Source organism: Pseudomonas sp. zfem001 (genome assembly GCF_032621725.1).
Classification (GTDB): domain Bacteria; phylum Pseudomonadota; class Gammaproteobacteria; order Pseudomonadales; family Pseudomonadaceae; genus Aquipseudomonas; species Aquipseudomonas sediminis.
The window spans coordinates 45,994-62,140 of sequence record NZ_JAVYJI010000006.1 but is presented as its reverse complement, the minus strand read 5'-3'; the positions used below and the strand labels follow the sequence as shown (position 1 = coordinate 62,140).

Annotated in this window: 19 protein-coding genes and 1 pseudogene; 10 read left to right on the top strand and 10 right to left on the bottom strand. The window is 62.7% G+C overall.

Annotation, left to right across the window (positions count from 1 at the left end):
• Window positions 1-100: 100 nt before the first annotated feature.
• Complete coding sequence (locus RTH74_RS18820; protein ID WP_316915648.1) at window positions 101-499, top strand: nuclear transport factor 2 family protein; 399 nt, start codon at window positions 101-103, stop codon at window positions 497-499.
• Window positions 500-575: 76 nt separating this feature from the next.
• Here RTH74_RS18820 and RTH74_RS18815 read toward each other — a convergent pair.
• A pseudogene (locus RTH74_RS18815) lies at window positions 576-1,615 on the bottom strand (PDDEXK nuclease domain-containing protein).
• Between the two features lie 241 nt (window positions 1,616-1,856).
• Here RTH74_RS18815 and RTH74_RS18810 point away from each other — a divergent pair.
• From RTH74_RS18810 to RTH74_RS18780, 7 genes are read left to right on the top strand one after another with little or no spacing between them, the layout of a single operon-like run.
• Window positions 1,857-2,546, top strand: a complete 690-nt coding sequence (locus RTH74_RS18810) for a thermostable hemolysin (RefSeq protein WP_316915647.1) — start codon at window positions 1,857-1,859, stop codon at window positions 2,544-2,546.
• Window positions 2,530-3,978: an AMP-binding protein gene (locus RTH74_RS18805; RefSeq protein WP_316915646.1), complete on the top strand. Its 1,449-nt coding sequence runs from the start codon at window positions 2,530-2,532 to the stop codon at window positions 3,976-3,978. The genes RTH74_RS18810 and RTH74_RS18805 overlap by 17 nt, the downstream gene beginning before the upstream one ends.
• Window positions 3,975-4,634 carry an iron-containing redox enzyme family protein gene (locus RTH74_RS18800; RefSeq protein ID WP_316915645.1) on the top strand — a complete coding sequence of 220 codons (660 nt, stop codon included), beginning with the start codon at window positions 3,975-3,977 and terminating at the stop codon, window positions 4,632-4,634. The genes RTH74_RS18805 and RTH74_RS18800 overlap by 4 nt, the downstream gene beginning before the upstream one ends.
• Window positions 4,635-4,638: 4 nt before the next feature.
• Window positions 4,639-5,430, top strand: a complete 792-nt coding sequence (locus RTH74_RS18795; protein ID WP_279921572.1) for an SDR family oxidoreductase — start codon at window positions 4,639-4,641, stop codon at window positions 5,428-5,430.
• 11 nt (window positions 5,431-5,441) lie between these two features.
• Window positions 5,442-6,092 (top strand): tetratricopeptide repeat protein, encoded by a 651-nt coding sequence (locus RTH74_RS18790; RefSeq protein ID WP_316915644.1) that lies wholly within the window; start codon window positions 5,442-5,444, stop codon window positions 6,090-6,092.
• 27 nt (window positions 6,093-6,119) lie between these two features.
• Complete coding sequence (locus RTH74_RS18785) at window positions 6,120-6,776, top strand: response regulator transcription factor (protein ID WP_106734472.1); 657 nt, start codon at window positions 6,120-6,122, stop codon at window positions 6,774-6,776.
• Window positions 6,773-8,260, top strand: a complete 1,488-nt coding sequence (locus tag RTH74_RS18780; protein ID WP_316915643.1) for an ATP-binding protein — start codon at window positions 6,773-6,775, stop codon at window positions 8,258-8,260. The genes RTH74_RS18785 and RTH74_RS18780 overlap by 4 nt, the downstream gene beginning before the upstream one ends.
• A 235-nt stretch (window positions 8,261-8,495) precedes the next feature.
• On the opposite strand, the gene RTH74_RS18775 is transcribed toward RTH74_RS18780, so the two are convergent.
• From RTH74_RS18775 to RTH74_RS18740, 8 genes are all read right to left on the bottom strand, one after another.
• On the bottom strand, window positions 8,496-8,798 hold the full coding sequence (locus RTH74_RS18775; protein WP_017675012.1) for a ribbon-helix-helix domain-containing protein: 303 nt from the start codon (window positions 8,796-8,798) through the stop codon (window positions 8,496-8,498).
• Window positions 8,799-8,888: 90 nt separating this feature from the next.
• Window positions 8,889-9,473 (bottom strand): DJ-1/PfpI family protein, encoded by a 585-nt coding sequence (locus RTH74_RS18770; protein ID WP_316915871.1) that lies wholly within the window; start codon window positions 9,471-9,473, stop codon window positions 8,889-8,891.
• A 199-nt stretch (window positions 9,474-9,672) separates the two neighbouring features.
• Window positions 9,673-10,584, bottom strand: a complete 912-nt coding sequence (locus RTH74_RS18765; RefSeq protein WP_106734469.1) for an SDR family oxidoreductase — start codon at window positions 10,582-10,584, stop codon at window positions 9,673-9,675.
• Between the two features lie 112 nt (window positions 10,585-10,696).
• The gene (locus RTH74_RS18760; protein ID WP_099525684.1) at window positions 10,697-10,972 is read right to left on the bottom strand and encodes a hypothetical protein; all 276 of its coding nucleotides are present in this window, start codon (window positions 10,970-10,972) and stop codon (window positions 10,697-10,699) included.
• A 106-nt stretch (window positions 10,973-11,078) separates the two neighbouring features.
• Entirely contained in the window at window positions 11,079-11,609 is a 531-nt protein-coding gene (locus tag RTH74_RS18755; RefSeq protein ID WP_316915642.1) for a DUF1569 domain-containing protein, read from the bottom strand.
• Complete coding sequence (locus RTH74_RS18750; protein ID WP_316915641.1) at window positions 11,602-12,495, bottom strand: alpha/beta hydrolase; 894 nt, start codon at window positions 12,493-12,495, stop codon at window positions 11,602-11,604. Before RTH74_RS18750 ends, RTH74_RS18755 begins: the two co-directional genes overlap by 8 nt.
• Entirely contained in the window at window positions 12,492-13,268 is a 777-nt protein-coding gene (locus RTH74_RS18745) for a class II aldolase/adducin family protein (RefSeq protein ID WP_371916964.1), read from the bottom strand. Before RTH74_RS18745 ends, RTH74_RS18750 begins: the two co-directional genes overlap by 4 nt.
• Before the next feature lie 189 nt (window positions 13,269-13,457).
• The gene (locus tag RTH74_RS18740) at window positions 13,458-13,907 is read right to left on the bottom strand and encodes a flavodoxin (protein ID WP_316915640.1); all 450 of its coding nucleotides are present in this window, start codon (window positions 13,905-13,907) and stop codon (window positions 13,458-13,460) included.
• A 102-nt stretch (window positions 13,908-14,009) separates the two neighbouring features.
• Between RTH74_RS18740 and RTH74_RS18735 the strand changes: the two genes are divergently transcribed.
• A complete protein-coding gene (locus RTH74_RS18735) occupies window positions 14,010-14,456 on the top strand; it encodes a PAS domain-containing protein (RefSeq protein ID WP_099525689.1) in 447 nt (148 codons plus the stop codon).
• A 66-nt stretch (window positions 14,457-14,522) separates the two neighbouring features.
• Window positions 14,523-15,131 carry a hypothetical protein gene (locus RTH74_RS18730; RefSeq protein WP_099525690.1) on the top strand — a complete coding sequence of 203 codons (609 nt, stop codon included), beginning with the start codon at window positions 14,523-14,525 and terminating at the stop codon, window positions 15,129-15,131.
• Between the two features lie 21 nt (window positions 15,132-15,152).
• Here RTH74_RS18730 and RTH74_RS18725 read toward each other — a convergent pair whose 3' ends face one another.
• Window positions 15,153-16,106 (bottom strand): MerR family transcriptional regulator, encoded by a 954-nt coding sequence (locus RTH74_RS18725; protein WP_316915639.1) that lies wholly within the window; start codon window positions 16,104-16,106, stop codon window positions 15,153-15,155.
• Between the last annotated feature and the right edge of the window lie 41 nt (window positions 16,107-16,147).

Genomic DNA, 16,147 nt, shown 5'->3' with positions numbered 1-16,147 from the left:
GCCAGCAACAGGGTGACGCCGGCAGCTATACCAGCGGTAAACGGCGAACTTATCATGCGGGCCAACGAACCACTAACCACGCTACGAAAGGAACTTAGCCATGACCGCCACCGAACTGGTTCAGGCCTACTATGCCGCCTTCAACGCCGGCGACATGCCCGCCTTCCTCGACCTGCTGGCAGACGACGTGGTGCACGACATCAACCAGGGCGAGCGCCAGGTCGGCAAGGCCACCTTCGCCGCTTTCATGGACAAGATGAACCGCTGCTACCGCGAGCGCCTGAGCGACGTCGTGGTGATGCAGAACGCTGACGGCAGCCGCGCCGCTGCCGAGTTCGTGGTACACGGCGAATACCTGGCCAACGACGAGGGCCTGCCACCCGCCAACGGCCAGACGTACGTGCTGCCGGCCGGTGCTTTCTTCGAGATCAAGAACGGCAAGGTGGCGCGCATCAGCAACTACTACAACCTCAACGACTGGGTTGTGCAGGTTTGCTGAAAATAGCCAACACAGGCTCAGACAACACGGAGGCCTTGCCTTTGCCGTATAGGTCCAAGCCTATGAGTCGCTCGGCTCAGTGAACCCAGTACAACCCACGCTGCTCGGCTAACCTCGCACGCTCTCGATCCAGTTCGGCACGAAGCTCTTCTTCGCTGGGCAATACCAACTTGTACTTGCTGGCGAACAATTGCTCGCTGCCTTGCAGCACCGAGTAGCGCACCAGCGAGGCATCCTTCTGCGCACAGAGAATGATGCCTACGGTCGGGCCGTCCTCCGGGCCGCGCTTGAGGTCATCGAACATGCGCACATACATGTCCATCTGGCCGATGTCCTGATGAGTCAGCTCGCCGCGTTTGAGATCGAAAATCACGAAGCACTTGAGCAGTTATTTGTAGAACACGAGATCGATGTAGAAATCCTTGCTCTCGGGCGCTGTTGCCGACCAACGAAAGCGAAGCCTTTGCCCAGCTCCAGCAGAAACTGCTGCAACTGGTCGATCAGCGCCTGCTCCAGCTCGCTTTCCAGCAAGGTGCCTGCATTGGGCAAGCCGAGAAACTCCAGCAACACCGGGTCACGCACGAGCTCGCGTGGGCTCTTGCCCAGCGCCTGCAGGTTGCTCGCCGCCTCCTGTTCGACCGCTGCGCGATCCTGGCTGGCCAGCAGGCGCTCGTAATACAGCGTACCGATCTGCCTCTCCAACGCACGAGTGCTCCAATTCTGCGCGGCGGCCTCGTTCATGTACCACTGGCGGGCGCTGTCGCTGTCCACCTTGAGCAGAGAGCGATAGTGCGTCCAACTCAATTCGGAACGCAGTGCGTTCCAAATCGGGAACGCTTGATAGAAAGCGCGCATATGTCGCAGGTTGCGCTCGTCGAAGCCCTTGCCGAACTCAGCCGTCAGCCCATTGGCCAAGTTGGCCAGCAGCTTCTTGCCGTAAGCGGCTCGGGCCTGCCCACCCTGCTCGAATTCGACGATATGTCGACCCACTTCCCAGCAGGTTTGCACCTGAATCACATCCACCGCACGAACCGCCTGTTGCCGAGCCTGACGGATCAATTCGGCTAGCTCCGCGAGCAAGGGACGCAGCGCCGCTTGCGTCTGAGTCGATGTCATACTTCCTCCGTTGAAGACTGAAGCGCCTAGCACTGCATACCCTGCTAGCCAAGTTCTGATGCTCGCGAACCTTAACCGCTCGTTCGGCCATGAACCAGTGCTCTAGCCCGTTGTAGGAGCGGATTCATCCGCGATGGTCAACGCCGAAACCACAAGCCCGAAACATTCTGCAAAGGCTTAATACAGCGTTAAGCCAACCCCTCACACAATTGGCCCCAGGTTCATCACCGAGGTTCCGAGCATGGAACTACCCTGGGCGCATCATGATCGTCCCGTTGCCCGTATCGGGCGCGGCGATAGTTACGAACTCCACCTGGCGTCTCCCGGCAGCGCACGTCGCGTTGCCCTGGAGCAGTTCGTCTGCCAGCGCTTCGAACTGCAGCACGGCGCACGCATCCGTCACTTCATGCCTTGCCTGTTCGGCCTGGAAAACCAGACCGGTCAGTTGCTCGGCGCGGTGGGCGTGCGCAGCGGCAACAGCGGCCCGCTGTTTCTCGAACGTTACCTGGACGAGCCGATCCAGAGCGCCATCGGCGCACGCCTGGGCAACAGCGTGCCGGGCCGTGGCGAGCTGGTGGAGGTCGGCAACCTGGCCGCCGACAGTCCCGGCGCCGCGCGCCTGCTTATCGTCGCACTGACCGATCTGCTGGTGGCCCTGGGTTTTCGCTGGGTCACCTTCACCGGTACACCGACCCTGCTCAACAGCTTCCAACGCCTGGGCCTGACGCCCATCGCCCTCGGTGAAGCCGATCCGGCGCGCATGGGCGAGGAGCTGGCCGACTGGGGCAGCTACTACGACAACCGTCCGTTGGTCATGGCCGGCGACATTCACGGCGGCCATCAGCGTCTGCTGCAACTGGGAGCCTATCCGCGTCTCGGTCATCAACCGCTGTATGCCTCGGAGGACATGCCCGATGTGGTCTGCAGCTGAATCCTTCTTCAACCGTCTCGGTGAGTTCGGTACGCACATCGCCCTGGCCGAAGGCGAACGTACCCTCACCTATGCCGAAATGCTCGGCGCGGTCGCGGCGCGTGGCAGGCACCTGCGGGCACTCGGCGCCCATCGCGTGGCGCTGGCCCTGGACAACGGCATCGACTGGGTACTGTGGGACTTGGCGGCTCTACACGCTGGCCTGGTCTGCGTGCCGGTGCCGGCGTTCTTCTCCCCCGAGCAGCAGCGCCATGTGCTCGACAGTGCCGGCATCGACTGCCTGATCGGCAACGGCGCTCCTGGTTTCGCTACCGTCGAGAACGACATCCATCGACGCATGGTGGCGCAACCGGCCGAGCTGCACGCCGGCACCTGCAAGATCACCTACACCTCCGGCACCACCGGTCAACCCAAGGGCGTGTGCCTGGACCTGGACACGCAACTGGCGGTGGCCGAAAGCCTGGTCAAGGCCAGCGCCAGCCGCGAGGTGCAGCGGCACCTGTGCATCCTGCCGCTGGCGACCCTGCTGGAGAATATCGCCGGGGTTTATGCGCCGCTGCTGGCCGGCGCGCGTGTGGAACTGATGCCTATGGCGCAGATCGGCCTGACCGGGGCCAGTGGCTTCGACCTGGCGCGCTTTCTCCAGGCGCTGCACGCTGCTCAACCGCACAGCCTGATCCTGTTGCCACAACTGCTGCTGGCGCTGGTCAGCGCCAGCGAGCGCAAGTTGCCGGTACCGCATTCGCTGCGTTTCGTAGCCGTCGGTGGTGGGCGGGTTTCCGCACAATTGCTGGAGCGGGCTGACGCGTTAGGTCTGCCGATCTTCGAAGGTTACGGGCTATCCGAATGCGCCTCGGTGGTGTGCCTGAACACGCCCGAACAGCGCCGCATCGGCAGCACCGGCCAGCCGCTTGGCCATCTGCAGGTGAGCCTGGCAGCCGACGGCGAAGTTCTGGTCAAGGGCGCCCGCATGCTTGGCTACCTCGGTGAACCGGCGCCGCAAGGCGAATGGTTGGGCACCGGCGATCTCGGTCATCTCGAGCACGGTTTCCTGGTACTGCACGGGCGCAAGAAGCATCAGTTCATCACCGCCTTCGGGCGCAACGTCAACCCGGAATGGGTCGAGTCCGAGCTGGTGCAACAGCTGCCCATCGCCCAGGCCTGGCTGCACGGCGAGGCGTTGCCGGCCAACGTCGCGGTGCTGGTGCCGCGCTTCGCCAATACCCCTGATGCGCAGTTGCAGGAAGCCGTGGACGCCGTCAATCACGGCCTGCCGGACTACGCCCGCGTGCACCACTGGTTGCGCGCCGATGCCCCTTTCAGCGCGAGCAATGACCTGGCTACAGCCAATGGCCGCCTGCGCCGCGCTGCCCTGTTCAACCATTACCAAAGCGCCATCCATGACCTGGTGGCAGAAGGAGTACACGCATGAGCCTCTACGAATCCCTGCTGACCCAGACCCAAGCCGAGCGCAACTACCTGCTCGGCGCACCGATCATCCAGCAGGCCATGACCGGCCAGGTCGCCCTGCGCAGCTACATCGCCTTCCTTACCGAGGCCTACCACCACGTCAAGCACACCGTGCCGCTGTTGATGGCCTGCGGTGCGCGCCTGCCGGAACGTCTGGAATGGCTGCGCGAGGCCATCGCCGAGTACATCGAGGAGGAAACCGGCCACCAGGAGTGGATCCTCAACGACATCGCCGCCTGTGGTGCCGATAAAGAAGCGGTGCGCCATGGCACGCCGCACATGTCCACCGAATTGATGGTGGCCTATGTCTACGACCGCATCGCGCGGCACAACCCGGTGAGCTTCTTCGGCATGGTCAACGTGCTCGAAGGCACCAGCATCGCCCTGGCCACCCAGGCCGCCGGCATCATTCAGGACAAGCTGCAACTGCCGAACAAGGCCTTCAGCTACCTCAACTCCCACGGCAGCCTGGACCTGGAGCACATAGAGTTCTTCAAGAAGCTGATGAACCAGCTGGACAACGACGATGACAAGGCTGCCGTGGTGCACACCGCCAAGGTCGTCTACCGCCTGTATGGCGACATGTTCCGCAGCTTGCCGCTGTCGAGCGAGGAGTAAGGTCATGCAACCGACGGATTGCCGTGCCCTGCTCACCGGTGCCAGTGGCGGCATCGGCTTGGCCCTGGCGCATCGTCTGGCCAGCGAGGGTGCCCATCTGCTGCTGGTGGGCCGTCGCCTGGAGCCCCTGCAACCGCTGCTGCAACGCTTCCCGCAGAACGTACAGTTGGTGCAGGCCGACATCGCCACCCGCAGCGGCCGTGATGCACTGGTCGCCGCGGCGCAGAACTTCGGTGGGCTGAACTGCCTGATCAACGCCGCCGGGGTCAACCGCTTCGGCCTGCTCGACCAGCAGGACGAGCAGCAGATCGCCGAGCTGATCGGCCTCAACGTCACCGCCACGCTGCAGCTGACCCAACGTCTGCTGCCATTGCTGCGCGCGCAACGGCGTGCGCTGGTGATCAACGTCGGCTCCACCTTCGGCGCCATCGGCTACCCCGGCTTTGCCGCCTACTGCGCCAGCAAGTTCGCCGTGCGCGGCTTCTCCGAGGCGCTGCGCCGCGAACTGGCCGACACTCACGTACGCGTCCTCTACTTCGCACCGCGCGCCACCCGCACGTCGATGAACGCCCCCAGCGTGGTGGCGATGAACGATGAGCTTGGCGTGGCCATGGACGACCCCGCGCAGGTGGCCGAGGAACTGCTCGATACCATCCGCCGCGAGCAGGAGGAACGTCACCTGGGCTGGCCGGAACGCCTGTTCGTGCGCCTCAACGGCCTGCTGCCACGCGTGGTCGACCAGGCCCTGCGCAAGCAGTTGCCGATCATTCAACGCTTTGCCCGCCACAAGCACTGAGGAGATTTCCCGTGAACGCATTTCGCACCCTGATCATCGCCGCCCTCGGTTTCACCGCCCTGCCCGCCTTCGCCCTCAGTGACAACGGCCAAGCTCAGTTGCATCAGTTGCAGACACGTTGGGCAGAGATCAACTACCAGACGCCGGAGAAGCAGCGTGAAGAGGCCTTCGCCAAGCTCGTCACGCAAGCCGACGCGGCCCTGGTCAGCGAGCCCAAGGCAGCTGAGCTGTTGATCTGGCGCGGCATCATCCTCAGCACCGAGGCTGGCGCCAAAGGTGGCCTCGGCGCCCTGGGCCTGGTCAAGGAAGCCAAGGCCAGCCTGGAACAGGCCCTGGCCATCGATCCGCAAGCCCTGGCCGGCTCGGCCTACACCAGCCTCGGTAGCCTGTACTACCAGGTTCCGGGTTGGCCGATCGGTTTCGGCGATGACGAGAAGGCCGAGAAGATGCTTACCCAGGCCCTGGCCATCAACCCGGACGGTCTCGACCCGAATTACTTCTATGGCGACTTCCTGCAACGGCAGAAACGCTACGAGGAATCCCGCGCAGCCCTGGAGAAAGCCCTGGCCGCCAAGGATCGTCCTGGCCGCGAACTGGCTGACAAGGGCCGCCGCGCAGAAGCCACGGCGCTTTTGCGGCAAGTCGAGAGTAAACTCCAGTAACTCGGACGCATCCCTACAGGAGTTGCCATGCGCATTCTTCTCGTCGAAGACGATCAGGCCCTGGGCGAAGGCATTCGCACCGCACTGAAACCCGAAGGCTACACCGTGGACTGGCTGCAAGATGGCGCCAGCGCGCTGCATGCGCTGAGCCACGAGAGTTTCGAGCTGGCCATTCTCGACCTTGGCCTGCCGCGCATGGACGGCTTGCAGGTGCTCAAGCACCTGCGCGCCGCGGCCAATCCGGTGCCGGTGCTGATACTGACCGCACGCGATGCCACCAGCGACCGTATCGCTGGCCTCGATGCCGGTGCCGACGACTACCTGATCAAACCTTTCGACGTCGCCGAACTCAAGGCCCGCCTGCGTGCCTTGCTACGACGCAGTTTCCAGCGCCCGCAACCGGCGCTGGAGTACCGCGGCATCAGCCTCGACCCGGCCAGCCAGGTGGTCGAATACCAAGGCCAGACCATCAACCTGCCGCGCAAGGAATTCCTTTTGCTGCACGAGTTGCTGATCCAGCCCGGTCGCGTACTGACCCGCGACAAGCTGCAACAGGCGCTTTACGGCTGGGATGAGGAAGTGGAAAGCAACGCCCTGGAAGTGCACGTGCACCACCTACGCAAGAAATTCTTCCCGGAACTGATCCGCACGGTACGCGGCGTCGGTTATCTGGTGGACAAATGAGGTTGCTGAAAACTTTCGGCTCCATCCGCACCCGTCTGCTCGCCCTGCTGCTACTGCTGGTAGCGGCCAGCTTTGGGTTGATCAGCCACAAGATCTACAACGACTCGGTGCATGAAGTACGCGAGCTGTTCGATGCGCAGCTGGCGCAGACCGCCCGCCTGCTCATGGGCTTGGTACGCCACGACCTCAGCGAGACCGAGCGCCGTGAGATGCAGGCAGTACTCGACGAAGCCCTGCTGCTGCACAGCTCGCGCAATCCGGAGAACCTGTTCGGCCACGAGTACGAAGGCAAGCTGGCCTTCCAGATGCTCGACGACGATGGCGAGCTGCTGTTCCAGTCTGCCAGCGCGCCGCCCGGCCTGCTCAACGACATGATCCAACAGCTCGGCCTGGCTCTGCCCAATGATGACCAACCGATGCGCGAACGCCTGGCGCAGCTGGCTCGCTACCTGATCGGTTACCACAACCTGACCATCGGCGAGCACAACTGGCGGGTGTTCGTCCTGCATGACAGCCGCGACTACCACTGGGTACTGGCGGGCGAGCGCGAGGACGTACGCGGCGAGTTGATCGGCAAGATCGCCCGACGCAGCCTGCAACCGCTGCTGATCGGCCTGCCCATCGTCGGCCTGCTGCTGTGGCTGACCGTGGGTTGGAGCCTGTATCCGCTCAAGCGCATGGCCGATGCCATCCGCGGCCGTGCGCCGGACAACCTGGCGCCGCTGGTCTTCCCGCCCTTGCCCAACGAACTGGAGCCGATGGCCGCCGCACTTAATCGCCTGCTGATGCAGGTCAACCAGTTGCTCGAGCAGGAAAAGCGCTTCATCGCCGATGCCGCGCACGAATTGCGCACGCCGCTGGCGGTGCTGCGCATCCACGCGCAGAACGCCCTGGAAGCGCCGGACCCCGGTGACCGCGAAGAAGCGCTGAAACAGCTGGGTAGCGGCGTCGACCGTGCCACCCGCGTGGTCGCCCAACTTCTGACCCTGGCGCGACTGGACCCCAATGGCGTGCGCCTGAACATGAATGACCTCGACCTGCTGGCCTTCCTGCGCAGCGAACTGGCCGAGCTGACCCCGTTGGCCCTCAACCGCGGCCAGGAGCTGATCCTCGAGGCCCAGGAGCCGGGCGACTATCAGCTGCCGGCTGACGGCCCCAGCCTGGGTATCCTGCTGCAGAATCTGGTGAGCAATGCCGTACAGTACACCCCGGCAGGCGGCTGCATTCAGGTGCAACTGCAAGCCACGCCGCAAGAGCTGGTGCTGCAAGTGCTCGACAGTGGCCCAGGTGTGCCGGTGGAACTACGCGAGCGCTTGTTCGAGCGATTCTTCCGCGTTGGTGAAGGCCAGGGCGCCGGCCTGGGGCTGTCCATCGTGCGCCGCGTGGTGGAACTGCATCAGGGCGGCATCGCCCTGGACGAGTCACCGCTTGGCGGCCTGCGCGTCAGCGTGCGCCTGCCCCGGCGTCCCGGCAACCATGCTTGAGTGATCGCGATGGCACGCATCAAGATCAGGTATAGCCATACCCAATCATCAAGATAGAGACAATCCGTTTTATCAATCGAAGCGCATCTCCGATCATGCACACCTGTTCAACAACCCCTACAGGAGTAACGTCGCATGAGCCTGATCAAACGCTTCTTCCAACCCTCCCAGCCTAGCCAGCAACCGAACACCCCGAACGCGCAGGAACATCCGAACTTCTGGATGTACCAGTGACTCAGCCGCTGGCCCCAACCACTCTCAGCGGCACCTGACGCCCGGCCTTCTGTGCCAGGTAGCGGGTGCAGCTGACACGCAGGAACGAGGCGAAATTGACCACTTCGCCGCGAAAATCCATGACTTCGTCATGCAGCTTGGCGATCAGCTGGTTGGTGGTCATGCCATCGACTTCGGCGATTTCGCGCAGGATGTCCCAGAACTGGTTTTCCAGACGCAACGTGGTGACCACACCGCGGATGCGCAATGAGCGTGAGCGCGATTCGTAGAGGATGGGGTCGGCCTTTACATACAGCTCGCACATCGGCTTTATCTCCTCAGTAGCGGCGTAGCCCGGATGCAATCCAGGGATGCCGACAATGGCGCCGCCCCGGATAACATCCGGCTACGGAGGTTACAGACGAACTTCCGTGCCGAGCACCTTGAGAAACGCTGCCAGCCATGCCGGATGCGCGGGCCAGGCCGGCGCGCTGACCAGCTTGCCCTGTACGTGCGCCTGGTCCACCGGTATTTCCACGTACTTGCCACCGGCCAGCGCCACTTCTGGCGCACAAGCAGGATAGGCGCTGCATTCACGTCCCTCCAGCACCCCTGCTGCCGCCAGCAGCTGGGCACCGTGGCAAACGGCAGCGATGGGCTTGTCAGCCGCCGCGAACGCCTTGACCAAGGCAATGACATCGGCGTTCAGGCGCAGGTACTCGGGCGCACGGCCACCGGGTACCAGCAGCGCGTCGTAATCGTCGGCACGCACCTTGGCGAAGTCATAGTTGAGGGCGAAGTTGTGGCCGGGCTTTTCGCTGTAGGTCTGGTCGCCCTCGAAATCGTGAATGGCAGTGCGTACCGTCTGCCCGGTCACCTTGTCCGGGCAGACCGCATGCACGGTATGGCCAACCATCTGCAGCGCCTGGAACGGCACCATGGTTTCGTAGTCCTCGGCGTAGTCGCCGACCAGCATGAGAATCTTCTTGGCAGCCATGATCGTCTCCTGAAGGTAGGTGGAACGAACGCCATTATTCGCCCCTATTTCTTCCGACAGGTAACAGCCGAGTACTACTCCGCAAACGGTCAAGCGCCGATACAGCGACTGTGGAGGGGCGGCCCCCCGCCGCAAACCAGAGCCGGACCACGAAACACCGCGTTGCCTGACCGCTACCGGCCTTACGGTGATCGCTTGCGATCTAGAGCGCGTACTTCTGCAGGTTCGCCATCATTTCCTTGAGCGCTTCGACGTTGTCCGCCGGGTGCGCAGCGCCCTCGAAATCACAGATGCGTTGCCACTGCGCCGCCACGTCGTCCGGGCTGAAACCGGCCTTGGGGTCGAAACCTGCGCCGAGGCTGCGCTCCCAGCGCACCTTGCCAACCCAACCACCGCCGACCTCGAACAGGCCACCGGTATCCTGGCAGGCGGCGCTACCGAGATACACCACCAACGGGCTGACCAGCTCGGGCTTGAGCTGTTCGAACACCTGCGGCGGGATCAATCCTTCGGTCATGCGCGTGGCACCGGTGGGGGCGATGGCATTGACCAGGATGTTGTTCTTGCGGCCTTCGATGGCCAGGGTGCGCGTCAGCCCGTACAGGCCGAGCTTGGCCATACCGTAGTTGCTCTGACCGAAGTTGCCGTAGATACCGGATGTAGACGAGGTGAAGATAACGCGGCCGAAGTTCTGCTCGCGCAAGTGAGGCCAGGCAGCGTGAGTGGTCTTGTAGGCGCCTTCGACATGGACTTTATAAACCAAGTCCCAGTCGGCATCTTCCATCTTGTGGAAGCTCTTGTCGCGCAAGATACCGGCGTTGTTGACCAGCACATCGATACGACCGAAATGATCCAGCGCGGTCTGCACGATCTTGTCGCCGTCAGTCACCGAATCATGGTTGGCCACCGCGGTCCCACCGAAGGCGCGAATCTCTTCCACTACCTTGTCGGCAGCAGAGGCGTTGGCTCCTTCACCGTGGGTGCTACCACCGAGGTCGTTGACCACCACCCTGGCACCGTGGCGGGCGAACAACAGCGCGTGGGCACGGCCCAGGCCACCGCCGGCACCGGTGACTATGACTACTTGATCTTCGAAACGGATGGCATCGCTCATCGACAGCGTCCTCGGGGCAGGTTGTTAATGCGCCGAGTGTCAAACAGCCCCACGCGCTTCACAAGGCGCGCGGGGCTGCTGAATGACGGCCGATAATGCGACCTTATGCGGATCAGTTACCGGCGCCGGAACCCGAGCCGTCGCCGCCACTGCCATCACCCGAACCACCCCGATCACCACCGGGATTGCCATCGGTTTTGGGCCCCTGAACAGGAGGGATACCCTCACCGTCATCGCCCGGGTTCATCGGATTGGTGTCGCCCGGAGTGGTCGGCGTAGTAGTCCCCGGAGTGCCCGGAGCATTGGTGTCGCTGCTAGCGAAGGCAGGCAAAGCAGCCATCGCGCCCAGAATCCCGCTCAGCAGCAGTGCAGATAACTTCTTGTTCATGGTTAACCTCTACTTTCCTGTGAGTGACAGAGTTACTGAGTCACTCTCGGCGGCAGAGGTTCGACAAAAATTGTTTCAGCGCCAACTGGTTCAAATTCACGCGTGCTCAAGCAATGCGGATCAAGCTCAGGTGGTTGTACAGGTGCAGCACGTGAGCCTCGGCATACTCGGCATGATCGAGCGCACCGTAGGCAAAGTGCGGTTGTAACTCGCCCGCGTGACCGGCAAAGCGTTCGAACGCCGCCTGCAAGCGCTGCAACGCCAACGCCTGACTGGCCGGCTCATTAAGCGTGGCGGCGCCGGGGATCGCTTCATCCAGCGGATGACGCATGGCGCCACGGGCGCTGAACACGGCGAATGCGGCTGGCCCGACGCTGTGGCGAAACCAGGCCGGCTTCAGCTCGGGATAACCGTCGATGGAATAGTCGATGCTCTGCGCACAGTGATTGAACACCTCGGTCGGACTCCAGCCACGCAGGCTTTGCAGTGTCTTACCGTGTAGGTCCGCCAACACCTGGCGAGCGCCCTCCAGGCTGACAGCCGCCGGTCGCGGCCCCGCAGGCAACGCCCAGTAACCGACTCCGAGCGCTGCGACGCCACCCAGCGCAGCGCCTTTCAACAGGGTACGTCTACGCATGCAAGCTCCTCGCGTCGCGAAATTGCAGGTAATGATCGAGCACCGCAGCCGGCGCTTCCAGCTGCGGATAGTGGCCGATGCCGTCGAGCAGCACCGTGTCGGCGTCCGCGATCAACTCACGGTAACGCGTCACCATGTGCGCTCCTGAAATGGGATCGAAGGCGCCATCGATCACCCGCATCGGTAGGGTCGTCGCCTGCATCGCGGCCACCCAGCGTTGCCGCTGCTGGCGGCGCTCGGGCATGTAGCGAATCAGACGATGCATCACCGCCGGGCCGTTGTTGTAGGCCACCAGTTGCCACAGCGCATCCAGTTCGGCCTCACTGGCCTGGGTGTGCGGGCCGAAGATGCGGGCGAAACTCTGCGCCAGCTTGCGCCGCGAAAACAGACGCCCTATCAGCGGGCCCAGCGGCCCGAGCAGCAACTTCTGCACCCGCACCGGATGATGCGTTTCGGGGAACAGGCCGCCGTTGAGGAACACACAACTCGCCAGTTGTATCCGCCCATCCTGATGCCGCGCGATCAGCTCCTGCGCGACGCTGTCGCCGTAATCATGGGCCAGCACATGCATCGCGCGCTGCTCGTCGATATGGGCCAATAGTGCCTGCTGCAGGTCGGCCTGCTCCAGCAGGCTATAGGCATGCCCACGCGGCTTGGCCGAATAACCGAAACCGAGCATGTCGCAGGCGATAACCCGGTAACGCTCGGCCAGCGGCGCCCACAGACGATGCCAATCCCAACTGGCGCTGGGAAAGCCGTGAATCAGCAGTAGCGGCTCGGCATCAGCGTCACCGGCCACCCAGTAACGAATGGCATGGCCGCGAAAATCCAGTGTCCGGCTCTGGGCGCACCAGTCGTCCAGGGCGATGCCTGGCAAGTCGCTCACTGGTCGTAGCCCGGCATTTGCTGGTCGAGCTTGCGCAGCAGCGCCGGCCAGGGCAACGAGCCACCCATGCCCTGTGGCGTTTTCATCACACCGGCGATCATCGCCCGTGCACCGTCGAGAATCTGCTGCGGAATATGGATCAGTTCGGTACCACCGCTCTGCGCCATGATCTGGATCTCGCAGGCACGCTGCAGGATGAACATACCCAGGAAAGCGTCGGCGATGCCGCCGAAAGCAGTAAGCAACCCATGGTTGGGCAGGATCATGAAATTTTTGTCGCCCAGGTCCGCCTGCAGTCGCGCCTTCTCGTCATGATTCAGCGCCACCCCTTCATAGCCGTGGTAGGCCAGGCTAGCGAGGACGAACAGCGACTGCTGCGACAGCGGCAGCAAGCCCTGCTTCTGCGCCGATACGGCGATACCGGCAGGCGTATGGATGTGCAGTACGCAGCCGACGTCGTGGCGCACCTCGTGCACGGCGCTGTGGATGGTGTAGCCGGCCGGGTTGATGTCGAACGGGCTGTCCATCAACTTGTTGCCCGCCAGGTCGACCTTGATCAGGCTCGACGCGGTGATTTCGTGAAACATCAGGCCATAGGGGTTGATGAGGAAATCCTCGGTGCCCGGAATCTTGGCGGAGATGTGGGTGAAGATCAGGTCGTCCCAGCCATAGAGGGCGATCAGTCGGTAGCAGGCGGCAAGATCGACGCGCGCGCGCCATTCGGCCTCGGAAACCAGATTCTTCACAGCAGGGAGTTTCAGCGGAGCATTCACGGCGGTCACCTCGATATTCTTGTTGATCGGTGGTGTCCGCAGTCTAGCCAGGCGCGCCGCTGGCGGTAGTTGCCCTGGCAGCCATCTTGATGGCTTTACAGGTCACGGCGCTGACGCGCCGCGGTTCGATGGTGTGGTATTCGCCGCTTTTATCGGCCGCTCAAACCCGCTCAGGGCATTGGGTGCATGTCAGGCCTTCAGCGCAGCAGCGAATGCTTGCAGCCAGGGCTCGGCATCGGTTTCCGGGGTCACCGTCTCACTGGAGTCCAGGCGCAGCATCTCTACCACTTCGCGCAGACCCAGCTCGGCATACAGCTCACGAATCAGCTCGCCGCCGCCGCAGAAGGTGTCGTAGCTGGAGTCGCCCAGCGCCAGCACCGCAGCCGGTTTGCCGCTCCAGGCCGGCAGACGATCGCGGATTTCGCTGTACAACGGCAGCAGGTTGTCAGGCAGTTCGCCCATGCCGGTGGTGGACGTCACGGTGAGGAAAGCGTCGGGCGCGAAGGCCTGCAACTCCTCGAGGCTCATATTCGCTTTGTGCCAGGCATCCAACCCGGCGGCCTTGAGCTGGCGCTCGGCGTGGCGTGCAACTTCTTCGGCCGTACCGTAGACCGAACCCGAGACAATGGCGACTTTCATGACAACTCCGGAAACAGGAAAAACGCCGCGCATTATGCCGCAAGTGGACAGCCCGACCCGATGTTTTAGAATGCAGCGCATATCCATCGCGGAACCGGACTCATGATCAATGCCAAACTGCTGCAACTGGTAGTCGACGCCTCCAACGATGGAATCGTGGTGGCCGAGCAGGAGGGCGAAGACAATATCCTGATCTACGCCAACGCGGCATTCGAACGCCTGACTGGCTACCCCAGCGATGACATCCTCTACCAGGACTGCCGCTTCCTACAGGGCAGTGACCGGGCCCAGTTCGGCTTGCAGGCCATTCGCGAAGCCGTCAAGGCCAGCAAACCCTGCCGACAGATCATCCGCAACTACCGCAAGGACGGCAGCGCTTTCTGGAACGAGCTGTCGATCACTCCAGTGCTCAATGAAAGCGACCAACTGACCTACTACATCGGTATCCAGAAGGATGTCACCGAACAGGTCGAAGCCAAGCAGCGCGTACGCGAGCTGGAGGTGGAAGTGGCGGAGCTGAAGGCCGAACTGGCGCGTCTGAAAAGCTGACGAACGGATAAAACTATCGTCTGGCGCGGCAGTCAGAAGGGTTTGCCCCCTTGCAGTATTTACTCCATGCAAAGCGACCCGCTGCTGACTCAGGACGAACTGGATTTCCTCCAGAAGATCCTCTTCAAACCTCCGCAAAAGCGGCGCTCTACCGCAGCGCCGCAGTTGGCTCTGGGCGATCGACTCAGTGAGCTTCTGGCTCGCCTGGGCAACGAAGAGCAGCTAAGCCTGGACACTCATAGCGACAATCAGCATCTGAGCTTTCCCCTGCACCTGATTCAGGACGACCACAGCCAGTCGCGCCTGGAACTGGGGGCCCCGCTGATCTTCGAACAAGGGGTGAACGAACGCCCATGGCGCCTCGTTCTACCCACTGCGCTGACGCTACTGGACAGCAGCGACCAGCCAAGCGGCCTGAAGGCGCTGGAGCTATCGAACAATGGAATCCTGGTGGAATACAGCAAAGCAGGCATGCCGGCCAAGGATCAGTTGCTGCAACTGATCTTGCCTCAGGAGCGTCGCGTTCAACTGCGCGCGCAGCTGGCAAGACGTGTCAGCCAGACGTGTTACGCCTACAGCCTGCAGACGCTACATGAAGAAGATGAACAGACCCTGCGTCAGTACCTGTTCGAACAGCACAACGAACAACAACCGCAGACCGTAGCAGCCAACTGAGACTCAGCAGCCCGGGCCATCTCAAGTATCGAGATGGCCAGCCAGGAATTGCTGAAGACGACGTTGCATCAGACGCCCTTCGTTACCCAGGCACGCGATGGGCGAGCCGGCCAAGCTCTCCTCCGCCAGATCGGCACTGTCTCCGGCCAGCAGCACCGGACATTCCAGACCAAGCGCCAGACGCGCCAGTTGCCGCGGAAATTCATCACCCGGCGGCTGATTGCTGAAAACCACCAGCGCCTGCGGCTGCATGCGTTGGCAAACCAGGGCCAGATCGGCCATCGGAACACCGGGCCCCATCACCGCTACGTCGACGTCCTGATTGCCCAACAGCAACGCTGCAACCAGCAGCTCAAGCTCTCGGCAGTGACCAGGTAGCGCCACCAGTAGCACGCGCTCGCGCGAATCATCGCGTCCCAGCTGCAGCCGTTGCCAGCAACGCCCACGCAGGAAGCCGTCGAGCATCAGCCACTCGCCGCGCTGACCGACTTCGTCCTGACGCAGCAGAAGCTCCTGCCAGACCGGCATGAAGATGCTCTGAAATACCACCTGCAGCGGATAGCAGGAGAAAATCTGCCCGTACACACGCTCAAGACGAGACTCATCGAAGTTCTGCAGCGCGCTGCGCAGTTGATCCTGCCACTGACTCCAGTCGTCACTGACGACGTCGTTGTAGGCGGGCGTGGCGACGCTGCGACTGCTGGCGCTCTTGGCCAGGATCGAACCGACCTTGCTGACCGCGACGCCACGCTCGATCCAGGCGAGGATGCTGCGCACCGCGTCGATGTCGGCCTGCGAATACAGGCGATGGCCGCTATCGGTCCGCGTCGGCTGAATCAGGCCGTAACGCCGTTCCCAGGCACGCAGGGTGACCGGATTGACACCGGTAAGGCGGGAAACCTCGCGAATGGGGAACAGCTCTTCCTGTTTCAAAGCGCTGGACGCGAGCGATGTGACGGAGGCGAGTTCGGGCATGGCTTCGGGCATCACGGCAACGAATGTAGAGGGATTGTAAC

Excerpts from the sequence above, each read along its gene's own strand:
- RTH74_RS18805 (WP_316915646.1), top strand. The coding sequence starts at position 2,530 with ATGTGGTCTGCAGCTGAATCCTTCTTCAACCGTCTCGGTGAGTTCGGT.
- RTH74_RS18775 (WP_017675012.1), bottom strand. The coding sequence starts at position 8,798 with ATGTGCGAGCTGTATGTAAAGGCCGACCCCATCCTCTACGAATCGCGC.
- RTH74_RS18765 (WP_106734469.1), bottom strand. The coding sequence starts at position 10,584 with ATGAGCGATGCCATCCGTTTCGAAGATCAAGTAGTCATAGTCACCGGT.
- RTH74_RS18810 (WP_316915647.1), top strand. The coding sequence starts at position 1,857 with ATGGAACTACCCTGGGCGCATCATGATCGTCCCGTTGCCCGTATCGGG.
- RTH74_RS18740 (WP_316915640.1), bottom strand. The coding sequence starts at position 13,907 with ATGAAAGTCGCCATTGTCTCGGGTTCGGTCTACGGTACGGCCGAAGAA.
- RTH74_RS18820 (WP_316915648.1), top strand. The coding sequence starts at position 101 with ATGACCGCCACCGAACTGGTTCAGGCCTACTATGCCGCCTTCAACGCC.
- RTH74_RS18760 (WP_099525684.1), bottom strand. The coding sequence starts at position 10,972 with ATGAACAAGAAGTTATCTGCACTGCTGCTGAGCGGGATTCTGGGCGCG.
- RTH74_RS18785 (WP_106734472.1), top strand. The coding sequence starts at position 6,120 with ATGCGCATTCTTCTCGTCGAAGACGATCAGGCCCTGGGCGAAGGCATT.
- RTH74_RS18795 (WP_279921572.1), top strand. The coding sequence starts at position 4,639 with ATGCAACCGACGGATTGCCGTGCCCTGCTCACCGGTGCCAGTGGCGGC.
- RTH74_RS18730 (WP_099525690.1), top strand. The coding sequence starts at position 14,523 with ATGCAAAGCGACCCGCTGCTGACTCAGGACGAACTGGATTTCCTCCAG.
- RTH74_RS18780 (WP_316915643.1), top strand. The coding sequence starts at position 6,773 with ATGAGGTTGCTGAAAACTTTCGGCTCCATCCGCACCCGTCTGCTCGCC.
- RTH74_RS18800 (WP_316915645.1), top strand. The coding sequence starts at position 3,975 with ATGAGCCTCTACGAATCCCTGCTGACCCAGACCCAAGCCGAGCGCAAC.
- RTH74_RS18735 (WP_099525689.1), top strand. The coding sequence starts at position 14,010 with ATGATCAATGCCAAACTGCTGCAACTGGTAGTCGACGCCTCCAACGAT.
- RTH74_RS18725 (WP_316915639.1), bottom strand. The coding sequence starts at position 16,106 with ATGCCCGAACTCGCCTCCGTCACATCGCTCGCGTCCAGCGCTTTGAAA.
- RTH74_RS18755 (WP_316915642.1), bottom strand. The coding sequence starts at position 11,609 with ATGCGTAGACGTACCCTGTTGAAAGGCGCTGCGCTGGGTGGCGTCGCA.